Here is a 14,048-nt window from a genome sequence, read left to right as displayed (position 1 = left end):
GACCGGGAGGACACGTCCTAAGCGGCGACGAGCAGTGCCTCGTAAGCCGCACGCAGTCCGTCGGACGCCTCGCGCCCCGCGGGCTGCAGCGGTTCCCGCACCGGGCCCGCGGCCAGCAGCGCCTTCGCGGTCACCGTGCCGGGCAGCCCGGACGCCATCATCAGCGCGGTCAGCGGGGCGAGCCGCGCGTTCAGCCGGGCCGCCCCGGCGGTGTCCCCGGCGTCGAACGCGTCCAGCACCGCCCGCATCCGCCCGGGCACCACGTTGGCGACCGTGCTGACGTATCCGGCGCCGCCCACCGCGTACAGCGGCAGGTTCAGTTCCTCGCAGCCCGAGTAGTAGGCGAGCCCGCCGGCGGCGATCACCCGGGTGGCCGTCAGCAGGTCCTGCGAGCAGTCCTTCACCGCCACGACGCGCGGGTGCTCCGCGAGCCTGAGCATGGTCTCCGGCTCGATGCGGGTGCCGGTGCGGCCGGGGATGTCGTACAGCATCACCGGCAGGCCGGCCGAGTCCGCGATCCGCCGGAAGTGCGCCTCCACGGCCGCCTGCGGGGGCCTGCTGTAGTACGGGGTCACCACCAGGAGCCCGTCCGCGCCCGCCCGTTCCGCCTGACGGGCCAGCTCGATCGTGTGCCGGGTGTCCGCGGTGCCGACCCCCGCCACCAGCGGCACCTGCGGCCCGACCGCGTCGCGTACCGCGCGCAGCAGTTCCGCCTTCTCGGCGTCGGAAGTGGTCGGGGACTCCCCGGTCGTGCCGCTGAGCACCAGCCCGTCGCAGCCGCCCGCGACCAGGGCGGCGGCGTGCGCGGCGGCGGCCTCCCGGTCGAGGGCGCCGTCGGCGGTGAACGGCGTGATCATGGCACAGAGGGCGCGGCCGAAGGGGCGCGGGCGGGCGGAGGCGGAAGGCGTCATATCCGCAGTCTCGGTGGCTCAACCGTGAAGGTCCACTTAGATCTGCTGTGCGTGAAGGTGAAGCAGCGCTCAAGAGTGCGCGGCACTCCGCGCGGCGGGGGTCCGAGGCCCGGGGCGCTTGCCCGCATTCCGGTCGGCAGGCGGCGAAATGCGTTTACGCTTAGGGCGTGTTCCGCCCGAGCCCCGCCGAAGGTTTTGGGCCGCGGTACACGTCCTGAGCCGGCCGGCCCGGCGACCGAGACCCCCGTACGTTCCGAGGAGACCCCCTGATGTCCGCAGAGCGCCCGACCCTGCCGCCGGTCCGGCTGCACACCGAGGCCGAGCTGGCACGGGACGCCCTTGCCGCACCGCTGCTCGCCCGTGCCGCCCGGCTCGCCCGCTGGGCCGGCCCGGACACCAGGGTCGGTGCCGGCGGCGAACTGTCCGACGCGCAGCTGCCCGCCGCCGCCGAACTCCTCGGCCTCACGCCGGACGAGGACGGCGCGGCGGAGGCCAGCGAGGCATGGCGGCTCGCCGTGGACACCGGGCTGGTCGAGATCGAGGACCCCGCCGGCGGGACCGGAGACCCGGACGACGGCTTCGGCGGGGACGAGGGCTTCGGCGAGGACGACGAGGCCGGGGACGACGAGCCGGCCGGTACCGTCACGGCGGGGGAGAACCTGGCGCTGCTGACCGGGGGGTCACCGGCAGACGTCCTCGCGATCTGGCTGGACGGCCTGGAGGCCGCGTACGCCGACGCCACCGCGCCCGCCTTCGACGACTTCGCGGACCTCATCGGCGAGGACGGCTCGGTCGACTTCGACGCGCTCGACTGGGACCCGGAGACCGAGACGGAGTTCCTGGACGGCGTCCTCGGCAACCTCTACCTGCTCACCGTCGGCGAAGGGGCGGACGGGGCGCCCGTGCCGCTGCCCGCGCTCGCCGCCTCGATGATCGTCCCCGACGACATGGGCGAGCCCACCGACGACGTCCTCGAGCAGGTCTCGGACGCGATGATGCGGCTGGACGACCAGTTCCGGGTCCTCGAACCCATCGGCATCGTCGAGTACCAGCCGGTGGACGAGGCGCTGCTGGTCGAGGAGGGCGAGGACGCCCTGTCCCCGGGCGACGAGGAGGACGTCACCCGGTACGGCATGGTCCGGCTGACGCCCCTCGGTCTCTACGGCATCCGCGCCCGCATGCTGGACGCCGGAGTGGACGCCCCGGCGATCGGAGACCTCGCGGACAAGGGCGCCGACGCGCTCCTCGGCGGTGTCGCCCACTACCCGGAGTCCGCCGCGCGCGCCGAGATCCAGCTGTGGCTCACCCGCCGGGGTCCGGACGGCGCCGCCGCCGAACTCCTGGACGCGGCACGGGGCGCGGACGAGCTGGGGCCGTTGCGCAGGCTGCACTGCCAGCAGGCGCTCGCCCTGGTCGGCGCCGAGGCGGAGCCCGCCGTGCGCGCGGTGCTCGACGACCCGGAACTCGGCGGCCTGGCCCGCGTCTGGCTCGCCGAACGCGGCGCGGAGGGCGTCCCGGCGCCGTCGGAGGAGATGATCTTCTGGCTCGCCATCGACACGATCGCGGCCCAGCTGGAGGCCGCCGGCGACCTCGAAGAGCTCCAGGGCCTGGTCGAGGGCCTGTCCGGCCAGCACAGCGGCTTCTTCGAGGAGGCGTGGCGCGTCGACCACCCGGCCACGGCGGACGTCCTGGAGGCGATGGGGCGGCTGCACAGCGACAAGAAGCAGGCCAAGGACGCCCGCAAGGCCGCCTTCAAGGCGCGCTCGCGCGGCGGTTCGGCCGACTGAGCGGGCGTACCGCGACGGTGCGAGGGGCGGCCGAAGTTCACCGAACGGGTCGCCCCGAAGTCGTCGCAGGTTCAACTGGTGTTGGGGAACGGACGGAACGGTGAGCCCGTCAACAGCACGCCCCCGCAGCACCAGGAGTACGTGATGGCCTTCACGCGCAGGGAATTCACCACACAGTCCGCCCTCACCGGCGCCGGCATCGCCCTCACCGGAACCGTCGCCGCGCTGGCCACCGCGCCCGGCGCCCTCGCCGCCGGGGGCCCGGCCCACGGCCACGGTCACGGCCACGACGGCCACGGCCACGGTCACGGCCACGACGGCCACGGTCACGGGCACGGCCACGACCACGGCCCCGGGTACGGCGCACTGCGCCCCGACCCGAAGGGCATACTCGCGCTGCCCGCCGGCTTCTCGTACCGGATCATCACGCACTGCGGGGTCACCAAGCTGGACAGCGGCGAGTACACGCCGTCCAACCACGACGGCACGGCCGCCTTCGAGGGCCCGCGCGGGGTGACCCTGCTGGTCAACAACCACGAGCTGAGCGGCACCCGGGCCGGCTGGGAGCACCCCGTGCCCCTCACCGAGGGCCTGGTCTACGACCCGGTCGCGGCGGGCGGCTGCACCGTCGTGGAGACCCGCCGCGACGGCCGCACCGCCGAGTGGGTCGGCATCGCCGGCACCTCCACCAACTGCGCCGGCGGTGCCACCCCCTGGGACACCTGGCTCACCTGCGAGGAGACCGAGGACAAGGCCGGCAAGAACGGCCTCCTCAAGGACCACGGTTACGTCTTCGAGGTCGACCCGTACGACAAGCGCGCCAACCGCTCGCCGCGCCCGATCAAGGCGTTCGGCCGGTACGCGCACGAGGCGGTCGTCATCGACCCCAAGCAGGGCCACGCCTACCTCACCGAGGACGCCTCGGGCCCCAACGGCCTGCTCTACCGCTGGGTGCCGCCGCACGGCTTCCGGCACGGCCGGGGCAAGCTGCGCACCCTCGCCGACGACGCCGGGGTCCTCCAGGCGTTCAAGTGCTTCGACAAGAACGGCACGTTCGTCGACGACCTCTCCCGGGCCACGAAGACCGGCACCGTGTACGGCGTGGACTGGGTGGACGTGCCGGACCGCGACGCGAAGTCCGTCTCGGTGCGCAAGCAGTTCAAGGACGGCCAGGTCACCCGTGCCCGCAAGCTGGAGGGCATGTGGTGGGCCGACGGTGGCGCGTACATCGTGTCCTCCTTCGCCCGTGGCGAGAGCCCGGTCCAGCACGACGGCCAGGTCTGGTTCTACGACCCGAAGCGCCGCACGCTCACCCTGAAGGTGCTCCTTGGAGTGAACCCCGACCCGTCGAAGGACGGCGCGTTCGACGGCCCGGACAACATCACCGTCTCGCCGTACGGCGGCCTGGTCATCGCCGAGGACGGCGACGGCGTCCAGCACCTCTTCGGGGCGACCGAGAGCGGCCGCACGTACCCCATCGCGCGCAACGAGCTGAACATCGGCAGCGAGGAGGAGCCGGAGTACAGCGAGTTCACCGGGGTCACGTTCTCGCCGGACGGGCGGACGCTGTTCGCCAACATCCAGACCCCGGGGATCATGGTCGCGATCACCGGCCCGTGGAAGCGGCAGCCCAACCGTTAGCAGCGGGGCATGGCGTCGGGCCGTCCGGGGGCGCATACTCGACATCAATGAAACAGTCAGCCGGCTCCCGGCGCCACCTGCCGTCCAGTCCCTTCAACCGCCCGGCCCAGGCGGCCCCACCGGTCGAATTGTTCGACGTGGGTGACCGGGTCTCGCACGACCAGTTCGGTCTCGGGCGCGTCCTCGCCGTCGAGGGCGACAACGACGCGGTGCTCATCGACTTCGCGGGCCGTCAGGGCCGCATCATGAGCCCGTACTCCAAGCTCACCAAGCTCTGAGGCCGTCACAGGGGCCGTCCGCCAGCCGCGCGGACGGCCCCTGAGCCATGGTTTACGGCCGAGCCGTGGCCTACAGCGCCTGGGCGGCCGGCTTGACCATGCCCCGGACGGTCCGCGACTTCACGAAGTCGCCCATCGCGGTCATCTCCCACTCGCCGGAGAACTGCTTGATCAGCTTGGCCATCATCACGCCCGTCTGCGGCTCCGCCCCGGTCAGGTCGAAGCGGACCAGCTCCTCGTCGGTGGCGGCGTCGACCAGCCGGCAGTACGCCTTGGCCACCTCGGTGAACTTCTGGCCGGTGAACGAGTTGACCGTGAACACCAGGCCCGTCGCCTCCGCCGGGATGCGGCCCAGGTCCACGACGATCACCTCGTCGTCCCCCGCGCCCTCACCGGTGAGATTGTCCCCGGAGTGCTTGATCGCGCCGTTCAGGACGGACAGCTTGCCGAAGTAGCAGCTGTCCAGGTGGTTGCGCCGGGGGCCGTACACGATGACCGAGGCGTCCAGGTCGATGTCCTTGCCCCGGAACGCGGGCTCCCAGCCGAGGCCCATCTTGACCTGGGAGAGCAGCGGGCGCCCCGCCTTGACCAGCGAGACCGTCTCGTTCTTCCGGAGGCTGACCCGGCCCTTGTCCAGGTTGATCCTGCCGGGCGCGGGCGGCGTCGCGGGGGCGGCGGGCGCGGGAGGGGCGGCCGGGGGCGCGGGGGCGGCGACCGGTGCCGGGGCGGCGGCCGGCGGCGGGGGCGCGGGGGTGGTGACCGCGGGAGCGGCGGGGGGCTCCTCGACCGTGACGCCGAAGTCCGTGGCGATGCCGGCCAGGCCGTTCGCATAGCCCTGGCCGACCGCGCGGACCTTCCAGGCGCCGCCGCGCCGGTAGACCTCCATGATCACGAGCGCGGTCTCGGTGCCCAGCCGGGGCGGGGTGAAGGAGGCGATCACGGCGCCGTCGTCCGCGTTGCGCACGGTGGCGGTCGGCTCGACGCCCTGGAAGGTCTGCCCGGCGGCGTCCGGGCTCGCGGTGACGACGATCTTCTCGATGCCGGCGGGCACCGACGCGGTGTCCACGACGACGGCGTCCGGCGCGCTGCCGCCGCCGGAGCGGTAGCTCACGCCGGGGCCGGTGGGCTGGTTGTAGAAGATGAAGTCGTCGTCGGAGCGCACCTTGCCGTCGGCGGTGAGCAGCAGGCCCGAGACGTCGAGCCGCACGGGCGCGGCGACGTCCACCGCCACGCGGACGGCGGTGAGCGGAAGGTTCGAGCCAGGTGTCATAGCGGTCATGTCGGATGAACGAACGACCCGGCTTTGCCGTTCCCTTACCTTTCGGCAGCTTCGCCCGGATGGCGGAATGCCCCGTTCCGGGGCCCTGGTCAGTGCGGCCAGACCGGCGGGTTGGTGCAGAAGTGGCCGCCGAGGTGGGCGTGGTCCGGGTTGGCCGGGTCCAGCTCGCCGTGTTCCGCGACGAGCTTCGCCGCGTACGGCTCCGAGTCGTCGCGCGGTTCGTAGCCCAGCGCGCGGGCCGAGGTGAGGTCCCACCACAGCCGGGTGTTGTCCGACGAGCCGTACACGACGGTGTGTCCGACGTTCCCGGCGGTGAGCGCGGCGTCGAAGAGCCGGGCCCCGTCGGCGGGGCTCATCCACACCGAGAGCATCCGCACGGACGTCGGCTCCGGGAAGCAGGAGCCGATGCGGACGGAGACCGTCTCCACGCCGTGCAGGTCCCAGTACAGCTGGGCCAGGTCCTCGCCGAACGACTTGGAGAGGCCGTAGAAGGTGTCGGGGCGGCGCCGGGTCTCCACCGGGATCAGCGGATCGCCCGGGAGCGGGCGCGGGGTGAAGCCCACCACGTGGTTGGACGAGGCGGACACCACGCGGCGGACGCCGGCCTCGCGCGCCGCCTCGTACAGGTTGTAGGTGCCCTCGATGTTCGCCTTGAGGATCTTGTCGAACGAGGCTTCCAGGGAGATGCCCGCGAGGTGGATGATCGCGTCGACCCCCGTCACGGCCGCGCGCAGCGCCTCCCGGTCCCCGAGGTCGGCCGTGATCGCGTCCGGCTCGCCCTCGATCGGCACCATGTCGAACAGGCGCAGTGTGTAGCCGTGGGCGGGCAGCAGTTCGCGCATCAGCGTGCCGAGGCCGCCGGCGGCGCCGGTGAGCAGGACGGTGCGGGGCTTTTCGGCGGGCATGCGGGGTCTCCTCTTGGATCAGGTTCACATGCGTGGACAAGGTATGCGGGGGGTCGGGGGGCGTCAAGGGAACCCGGTCGAGGGTTGGTCCGGACCGGGGCGTCGGCGCCTTGACCCCGGCGCCCCGCCGGGCCTAGCTTAGGCGTCGTTCATGAATATGGACATCAATCAGAGATGCGCACGCCTCAGGAGGCGCCCGTGAGCTCAGACCCGCTTGCCGCCCGGCTCACCGCCGTTGCCGGGCCGCTCTTCTTCCCCGTCACCGCGTACGACGCGACCGGCTCCGTCGACCTGGACGCCTTCCGGGCGCACGTCCGCCAGGGCATCGACGCGGGCGCGGCGGCCGTCTTCGCGTGCTGCGGCACCGGGGAGTTCCACGCCCTGACACCGGAGGAGTTCCGGAGCGTCGTCGCCGCCGCCGTGGCGGAGACCGCCGGGCAGGTGCCGGTCGTCGCGGGCGCCGGGTACGGCACCGCGCTGGCCGTCCACTTCGCGGAGCTCGCCGAGGAGGCCGGCGCGGACGGGCTGCTCGCCATGCCCCCGTACCTGGTCCACGCGGACCAGGAGGGGCTGCTGGCCCACTACCGGACGCTGGCCGGGGCGACCGGCCTGGAGACCATCGTCTACCAGCGCGACAACGCCGTCTTCACCCCCGAGACCGTGCTCGCCCTGGCCCGGACGCCGGGGATCGCCGGCCTGAAGGACGGCTACGGCGACCTGGACCTCATGCAGCGCATCGTGAGCGCCGTGCGCACCGGGCTGCCCGGGCGGGACTTCCTCTACTTCAACGGGCTGCCCACCGCCGAGCTCACCGGCCTCGCCTACCGGGGCATCGGCGTCACGCTGTACTCCTCGGCCGTCTTCGCCTTCGCCCCGGACATCGCGCTCGCCTTCTACCGCGCCCTGGACTCCGGCGACGACGCCCTGGCCAACGCGCTGCTCGACTCCTTCTACCGGCCGCTGGTCGAGCTCCGGGCCCAGGGGCGCGGCTATGCCGTGTCCCTGGTCAAGGCGGGGGTCCGGCTCAACGGCCTGGACGTCGGGCCGGTGCGCAGCCCGCTCACCGAGCCGCCGGCCGCCCATATCAAGGAGCTGACGGAGATCATCGCGAGCGGGCGCGCCCTGCTGGAGCGGCACGGGGCGGAGGGGCGCGGATGAGGGCGTCCGCCTTCCTCTACCCGTGGGACGTCGTCGGCGACCCCGACGCCCCCGCCCGCATCGCGGACCTCGGTGTCCAGCAGGTGACGCTCGCCGCCGCCTACCACTCCACCCGGGCGCTGACCCCCCGCCACCCCGGCCACCGCATCGTCACGGCCGAGTACGCGGCGGTCCTGTACCCGCCGGACGAGGACCGCTGGGCGGGCCGGGCGCTCCGCCCGTACCGGCAGGCGTGGACGGCCTCCGACGACCCCTTCGCCGAGGCCGCCGAGGCGCTGTCCGGGGCCGGTCTCGACGTGCACAGCTGGGTGGTCCTCGCGCACAGCTCCCGGCTGGGCGCGGACCATCCGGACACCTCCGTGGTCAACGCCTACGGGGACCGCTATCCGTGGGCGCCCTGCATCGCGCGCCCGGAGGTCCGGGCCTGGCTGGTGGACCTGGCGGCGGAGGCGGCGGTACGCGACGGGGCGCGGGGCACCGAGCTGGAGTCCTGCGGCTGGTACGGCTTCGCCCACCTGCACGCCCACGACAAGGTGGCGGGCGTCGGGCTCGGGGACGCGGCGCAGTACCTGATGTCGCTCTGCTTCTGCGCCGTCTGCCGGGCCGGTTACGCCGGACAGGGCCTCGACCCCGAGGAGCTGGGCGCGGCCGTGCGCCGGGCCCTGGCGCCGGTCTGGTCCGGGTCCGGAGCACCGGAAGCGGGCTGGGACGCCGTTGGGAAGCTGCTCGGCGCCGACCTCGCGGAGGCGACGCTGCGGTGGCGCACCGGGGTGGCCCGGGGCCTCCAGGAAGCGGTGACCGGCGCTGTGCGGGCGGCCGCCGCGCCCGGGTTCCAGGTGCTGCTGCACGCCGACCCCGCCCCGTACCGCTGCGGGGCCAACGTGGGCGTCGACCCCGGGCACGTCCTGTCCGTGGCGGACGGCGTGGTGCTGCCGTGCACCGGGGCGGACGCGGCGCGGGAGGCGGTGCTCGGGCCGTTCGCCGGCGCCTCCGACGCGGTCGTCGCCGCCAACTTCACCGTGGTGCGCGGCATGGGCGGCAGCCCGGACACGCTGGAGTGGGACGCCGCGCACGCCGCGTCGCTCGGCGCGAACCAGCTCCGGCTGTACCACGCGGGCCTGGCCTCCGACCCGGACCTCGCGACGGTCGCCGGGGCGCTCTCACGCCTCGGCTGAGACGGGCGGGCCGCCGGGAGCCACCGGCCTCCGGCGGCCCGCCGCCAGCAGCAGCGCCGCCGTCAGGACCGCCCCCGCGCCCACCAGCGGCAGCAGCACCGTGACGTCCACCCGCGCCACCAGACCCGCGCCGATCCCCAGCGCCACCGCGTTCGGCGCCATCATCAGCGTGTCGGCGGTCGCCGCCGTCCGGCCCAGGACCGCGTCCGGGGTCTCCCGCTGCACCGCCGTCAGCGCGGCGATCAGCACGCACGGCAGGCCCACCCCGATCAGGGCGCACGCGGTCAGCGCCACCGCGTCGGACGGCACGGCCCGCAGCCCCACCGCGACCCCGAACACCGCGATCCCGGCCGCCGCGAACACCCGCCCCGGCAGCCGGCGCATCAGCGCGCCCGCGATCAGCCCGACCGTGACGGACCCCAGGCCCTGGGCGACCGACAGCACACCGGCGTACGCGGGGGAGTGGCCGAGGGTGCCGTCCACGACGGCGTACAGCGCCGCCCCGTTGAGCCCCGCGCACAGCATGGTGGCCGAGGCGGCGAGGACCAGCGGGCGCAGCACCGGCGACCCCCACACCTGCCGTAGGCCGGCCGCCCGGCCGCCCGGCACCAGTGGTGCGGAGCGAGCCGTCCGGCGTACCCGCAGCAGGGCGTAGAGACCGGCCGCCAGGGCGAAGGAGACGGCGTCCAGGAGTGCCACGGCGCCGCCGCCGAAGCGGGCGTAGAGCCCGGCGCCGGTCAGCGGGGCGACCAGTTTCATGCTCTCGTTCGCCATCATCCGCAGACCGTTGAAGTCGCCCAGCAGGTCGGGTGCGACCGCCCCCGCCACCACGGCCGACTCCGCCGAGTCCATCAGCACCGAGGCGCACCCGTACAGCACGAGCACCGCGAACAGCAGCCATACGCGCCCCTCCGCGCCCACCGCCGCGAGCACGGCCGTCAGGGCCGCCATGGCGGCGTTCGCGCCCACCAGCAGCGGCTTGCGCGGCAGGCGGTCCGCCACCGCGCCGAGCGGCGGTCCGAACAGGACCGGCAGCCAGACCGCGAACAGCGCGAGCGCCGCCAACGCGTCCGAGCCGGTCAGCGACTTGACCCAGATCCCGGCCGCCAGCGTCATCGCCGAGCTGCCGAATCCGGAGACCACGACCGCCGCCAGGAACAGCCCCGCCGTCCGGTCCCGTAGCACCCGCCCCACCGCCATCACACCCACCGCACCTTCCTGACCTGCACGTTCGTCATGCGGTCAGGCTGACGGCTGAGGCCGCGGCGCGGCATCGGGCAGATGCCCTACGCCGGGGAACTCCCGGCCGGCACACCGGAATCCGTGTACGGCACATGTCCCGGTCGCGCGAAGTTCTTTCGTCAGAAGCGTTGACGAAACATTCGCGACGGCCCTAGCTTCATCGCGTCGTACTCCGTACGTCATATATGAGACGCGATACGCGAGATGTGAGAGCCCTGCACCCATGACCTTTGCGCCCACCCCGATTCCGTCCCGCACCCAGTACGTGCTGGAGGCGGTCAAGCACGCGATCCTCACGGCACAACTGAGGCCGGGGCAGGCGCTCGTGGAGACCGAGCTCGCCGCGCAGTTCGGGGTCTCCAAGACCCCCGTCCGCGAGGCGCTGAAGACCCTCGCCGGCACCGGACTCGTCGTCATGAGCCAGTACAAGGGCGCCACCGTCCGGCTGGTCGACGCGGCCATGGCCCGCGAGGTGTACGACGTCCGGCTGCTGCTCGAACCCGAGGCGCTGCGCCGCTCGATCACCCGCAAGGCGTCGCTCGACGAGGCGCAGGAGGCCCTGGAACGGGCGGACTCGGCGGGCGACAAGGCCGACAGGTCGCTCGCCAACCGGGACTTCCACCGGGCGCTCTACCTGCCCTGCGGCAACCCGCTGCTGGCCCGGATGCTGGACGAGGTCCGCGACCAGGCGGCGCTCGTCTCCACGGTCGCCTGGTCCGCCATCCCCTCCTGGGAGCGGGAGGCGGCCGAGCACCGGGAGATCCTGCGGCTCGCGCTCGCCGACGACGCGGACGCGGCGGCCGGGGCCCTGCACGACCACATCGCGTCGTTCGTCCGCCGCGCCTTCCCCGACGACGAGGACGGGGGCGGCACGGCGTGAACCGGCACACCGACGAAAGGCCAGTCCGCATGGACCTCACACCGCTGAAGGCGGCCCTCGCAGATGTCGTGGCGATCCCGGTCACCCCGTTCGCCGGGGACGGGACCATCGACACGACGGCGCACCGCGCCCTGCTGCGGAGACTGCTCGACGGCGGCGTGCGCATCGTCACCCCGAACGGCAACACCGGGGAGTTCTACGCGCTCACCCCCGAGGAGCGGCGCACCGTCACCGAGCTGACCATCGACGAGGCCGGCGGCCGCGCCACGGTCCTCGTCGGCGTCGGGCACGACGTGCCGACGGCCGTCGCCGCCGCCGAGCACGCCAGGGACGCCGGGGCCGAGATGGTGATGGTCCACCAGCCCGTCCACCCGTACGTCTCGCAGGGCGGCTGGATCGACTACCACCGCGCCATCGCGGAGGCGGTGCCCGGGCTCGGGGTCGTCCCGTACATCCGCAACCCGCACCTGGACGGCACCTGCCTGGCCGTGCTCGCCGACAGCTGCCCCAACGTCATCGGCGTCAAGTACGCGGTGCCGGACGCCGCCCGCTTCGCCGCCTTCGCCCGCGACGCGGGGCTGGACCGCTTCGTCTGGGTCGCCGGGCTCGCCGAGCTGTACGCCCCGGCCTACTTCTCGGCCGGCGCCACCGGTTTCACCTCCGGGCTGGTCAACGTGGCGCCCGGCGTCTCGCTGGCCATGCTGGAGGCGCTGCGGGCCGGCGACCACCCGGCGGCCATGAAGGTCTGGGAGCAGATCCGCCGCTTCGAGGAACTGCGCGCCGACCGGCAGTCCGCCAACAACGTCACCGTCGTCAAGGAGGCGCTGGCCGCTCTCGGGCTGTGCGACCGCTCGGTGCGCCCGCCCAGCCGGGTGCTGCCCGAGGCGCAGCGCGCCGAGGTCGCCGACCAGATCGCCGGGTGGTCCATATGACCGCCCGCATCGCCCCCGAGGAGCTGCGCAGCCACCAGTGGTACGGCACCGACGGGCTCCGCTCGTTCAGCCACCGCGCCCGCACCCGCCAGCTCGGTTACCTCCCCGAGGAGCACCTGGGCAAGCCGGTCGTCGCGATCCTCAACACCTGGTCGGACATCAACCCCTGCCACGTGCACCTGCGCGACCGGGCGCAGGCCGTGAAGCGCGGGGTCTGGCAGGCGGGCGGCTTCCCGCTGGAGTTCCCGGTCTCCACGCTCTCGGAGACCTTCCAGAAGCCGACCCCGATGCTCTACCGCAACATGCTGGCCATGGAGACCGAGGAGCTGCTGCGCTCCTACCCGGTGGACGGCGCGGTGCTGCTCGGCGGCTGCGACAAGTCGACGCCCGCGCTGCTGATGGGCGCCGCGTCCGTGGACCTGCCGGCCGTCTTCGTACCGGCCGGGCCGATGCTGCCGGGGCACTGGCGCAACGAGGTCCTGGGCTCCGGCACCGACATGTGGAAGTACTGGGACGACAAGCGCGCCGGGCTCATCGGCGACTGCGAGATGGACGAGCTGGAGAACGGCCTCGCCCGCTCGCCCGGCCACTGCATGACCATGGGCACCGCGTCCACCCTGACCGCCGCCGCCGAGGCGCTCGGCGTCACCGTCCCCGGCGCCTCCTCGATCCCCGCCGTCGACTCCGGCCACGACCGGATGGCCGCCGCCTCCGGCCTCCGCATCGTCGAACTGGTGTGGCAGCAAAGGAAGCTGTCGCAGATCCTCACGGCGGAGGCGTACGAGGACGCCGTCGCGACCGTCCTCGCGCTCGGCGGGTCCACCAACGCCGTCATCCACCTCATCGCGATGGCCGGCCGCTCCGGTATCGAGCTCACCCTGGACGACTTCGACCGCATCGCCCGCACCGTCCCGGTCCTCGCCAACCTGCGCCCCGGCGGGAAGTACCTGATGGAGGACTTCCACTTCGCCGGCGGGCTCCCCGGCTTCCTGGCCCGGATCGCCGACGTCCTCCACCTGGACCGCCCGACCGTCGCCCACGACACCCTGCGCGAACAGCTCGACGGCGCGCTCGTGCACAACGACGACGTCATACGGGAGCGCTCCAACCCGCTCGCCGACGAGGGCGGAGTGGCGGTGCTGCGCGGCAACCTCTGCCCGGACGGCGCCGTCATCAAGCACATCGCCGCCGAACCGCACCTGCTGCGCCACACCGGGCCCGCGGTCGTCTTCGACGACTACAAGGAGATGCAGCGCACCATCAACGACCCGGCGCTCGCGCTCACCCCCGACCACGTCCTGGTCCTACGCAACGCGGGCCCCAAGGGCGGCCCCGGGATGCCCGAGTACGGCATGCTGCCGATCCCCGACTACCTGCTCAAGCAGGGTGTACGGGACATGGTCAGGCTCTCCGACGCCCGGATGAGCGGCACCAGCTACGGGGCGTGCGTGCTGCACATCGCGCCCGAGTCCTACGTCGGCGGGCCGCTCGCCCTCGTCCGCACCGGTGATCTCGTCACCCTGGACGTGGAGGCGCGGCTGCTGAACCTCGACGTGCCCGACGAGGAACTGGCGCGCCGCCGCGCCGAGTGGACCCCGCCGCCCGTCCGGTACGAGCGCGGTTACCAGGCGCTCTACCAGGACCAGATCACCCAGGCCGACACCGGCTGCGACTTCGCCTTCCTGGCCCGGCCGGGAGAAGTGCCCGACCCGTACGCAGGCTGAAACGGCCCCACAGGAATTCCGGCGCTCCCTTGTTCGGCATACCGAACGCCATGCGGGAAGCGCTTGCGCACTACACGCACCACCGGCTCCGCCGCGCAACACCGCACGACCCGCACCCCCGTACAGAGAGAACGGA

12 protein-coding genes are annotated in these 14,048 nt (G+C 73.4%); 8 read left to right on the top strand and 4 right to left on the bottom strand.

The features are described from left to right. Nucleotides 1–17: 17 nt before the first annotated feature. The gene (gene dapA / locus ACFUJY_RS13335) at nucleotides 18–911 is read right to left on the bottom strand and encodes a 4-hydroxy-tetrahydrodipicolinate synthase (protein ID WP_383298241.1); all 894 of its coding nucleotides are present in this window, start codon (nucleotides 909–911) and stop codon (nucleotides 18–20) included. A 269-nt stretch (nucleotides 912–1,180) separates the two neighbouring features. Between dapA and ACFUJY_RS13330 the strand changes: the two genes are divergently transcribed. The 3 genes from ACFUJY_RS13330 to ACFUJY_RS13320 all read left to right on the top strand — a co-directional run bounded on the left by ACFUJY_RS13330 (nucleotide 1,181) and on the right by ACFUJY_RS13320 (nucleotide 4,617). Further along, nucleotides 1,181–2,698: a hypothetical protein gene (locus ACFUJY_RS13330; protein ID WP_383298239.1), complete on the top strand. Its 1,518-nt coding sequence runs from the start codon at nucleotides 1,181–1,183 to the stop codon at nucleotides 2,696–2,698. A 144-nt stretch (nucleotides 2,699–2,842) separates the two neighbouring features. Next, on the top strand, nucleotides 2,843–4,339 hold the full coding sequence (locus tag ACFUJY_RS13325) for an alkaline phosphatase PhoX (RefSeq protein WP_383298635.1): 1,497 nt from the start codon (nucleotides 2,843–2,845) through the stop codon (nucleotides 4,337–4,339). A 47-nt stretch (nucleotides 4,340–4,386) separates the two neighbouring features. Next, nucleotides 4,387–4,617 (top strand): CarD family transcriptional regulator, encoded by a 231-nt coding sequence (locus ACFUJY_RS13320; protein WP_018104640.1) that lies wholly within the window; start codon nucleotides 4,387–4,389, stop codon nucleotides 4,615–4,617. A gap of 70 nt (nucleotides 4,618–4,687) precedes the next feature. Here the strand turns inward: ACFUJY_RS13320 and ACFUJY_RS13315 are convergent, their stop codons facing one another. Then, entirely contained in the window at nucleotides 4,688–5,896 is a 1,209-nt protein-coding gene (locus ACFUJY_RS13315) for a TerD family protein (RefSeq protein ID WP_383298237.1), read from the bottom strand. Nucleotides 5,897–5,985: 89 nt separating this feature from the next. Next, nucleotides 5,986–6,801: an NAD-dependent epimerase/dehydratase family protein gene (locus ACFUJY_RS13310; protein ID WP_383298235.1), complete on the bottom strand. Its 816-nt coding sequence runs from the start codon at nucleotides 6,799–6,801 to the stop codon at nucleotides 5,986–5,988. A gap of 198 nt (nucleotides 6,802–6,999) precedes the next feature. Between ACFUJY_RS13310 and ACFUJY_RS13305 the strand changes: the two genes are divergently transcribed. Together ACFUJY_RS13305 and ACFUJY_RS13300 are read left to right on the top strand one after the other, a co-directional pair. After that, the gene (locus ACFUJY_RS13305) at nucleotides 7,000–7,959 is read left to right on the top strand and encodes a 5-dehydro-4-deoxyglucarate dehydratase (RefSeq protein WP_383298233.1); all 960 of its coding nucleotides are present in this window, start codon (nucleotides 7,000–7,002) and stop codon (nucleotides 7,957–7,959) included. Then, the gene (locus ACFUJY_RS13300; RefSeq protein ID WP_383298231.1) at nucleotides 7,956–9,134 is read left to right on the top strand and encodes a hypothetical protein; all 1,179 of its coding nucleotides are present in this window, start codon (nucleotides 7,956–7,958) and stop codon (nucleotides 9,132–9,134) included. The genes ACFUJY_RS13305 and ACFUJY_RS13300 overlap by 4 nt, the downstream gene beginning before the upstream one ends. Here the strand turns inward: ACFUJY_RS13300 and ACFUJY_RS13295 are convergent. Next, nucleotides 9,120–10,334 carry an MFS transporter gene (locus ACFUJY_RS13295; RefSeq protein ID WP_383298633.1) on the bottom strand — a complete coding sequence of 405 codons (1,215 nt, stop codon included), beginning with the start codon at nucleotides 10,332–10,334 and terminating at the stop codon, nucleotides 9,120–9,122. The genes ACFUJY_RS13300 and ACFUJY_RS13295 overlap by 15 nt on opposite strands. 265 nt (nucleotides 10,335–10,599) lie before the next feature. Between ACFUJY_RS13295 and ACFUJY_RS13290 the strand changes: the two genes are divergently transcribed. Genes ACFUJY_RS13290 through araD form a run of 3 tightly spaced genes read left to right on the top strand, consistent with a single transcriptional unit; the run spans nucleotide 10,600 to nucleotide 13,912 of the window. Beyond that, nucleotides 10,600–11,256: a GntR family transcriptional regulator gene (locus ACFUJY_RS13290; protein ID WP_383298230.1), complete on the top strand. Its 657-nt coding sequence runs from the start codon at nucleotides 10,600–10,602 to the stop codon at nucleotides 11,254–11,256. A 29-nt stretch (nucleotides 11,257–11,285) separates the two neighbouring features. Beyond that, a complete protein-coding gene (locus tag ACFUJY_RS13285; RefSeq protein ID WP_383298228.1) occupies nucleotides 11,286–12,188 on the top strand; it encodes a dihydrodipicolinate synthase family protein in 903 nt (300 codons plus the stop codon). Then, nucleotides 12,185–13,912 carry an L-arabinonate dehydratase gene (gene araD, locus ACFUJY_RS13280; protein WP_383298226.1) on the top strand — a complete coding sequence of 576 codons (1,728 nt, stop codon included), beginning with the start codon at nucleotides 12,185–12,187 and terminating at the stop codon, nucleotides 13,910–13,912. The genes ACFUJY_RS13285 and araD overlap by 4 nt, the downstream gene beginning before the upstream one ends. Nucleotides 13,913–14,048 lie beyond the last annotated feature (136 nt).

This window comes from Streptomyces sp. NPDC057249, assembly GCF_042669245.1.
GTDB lineage: Bacteria > Actinomycetota > Actinomycetes > Streptomycetales > Streptomycetaceae > Streptomyces.
Note: the sequence above shows the minus strand (reverse complement) of the source record. Positions and strands in the feature narration are given on the sequence as shown.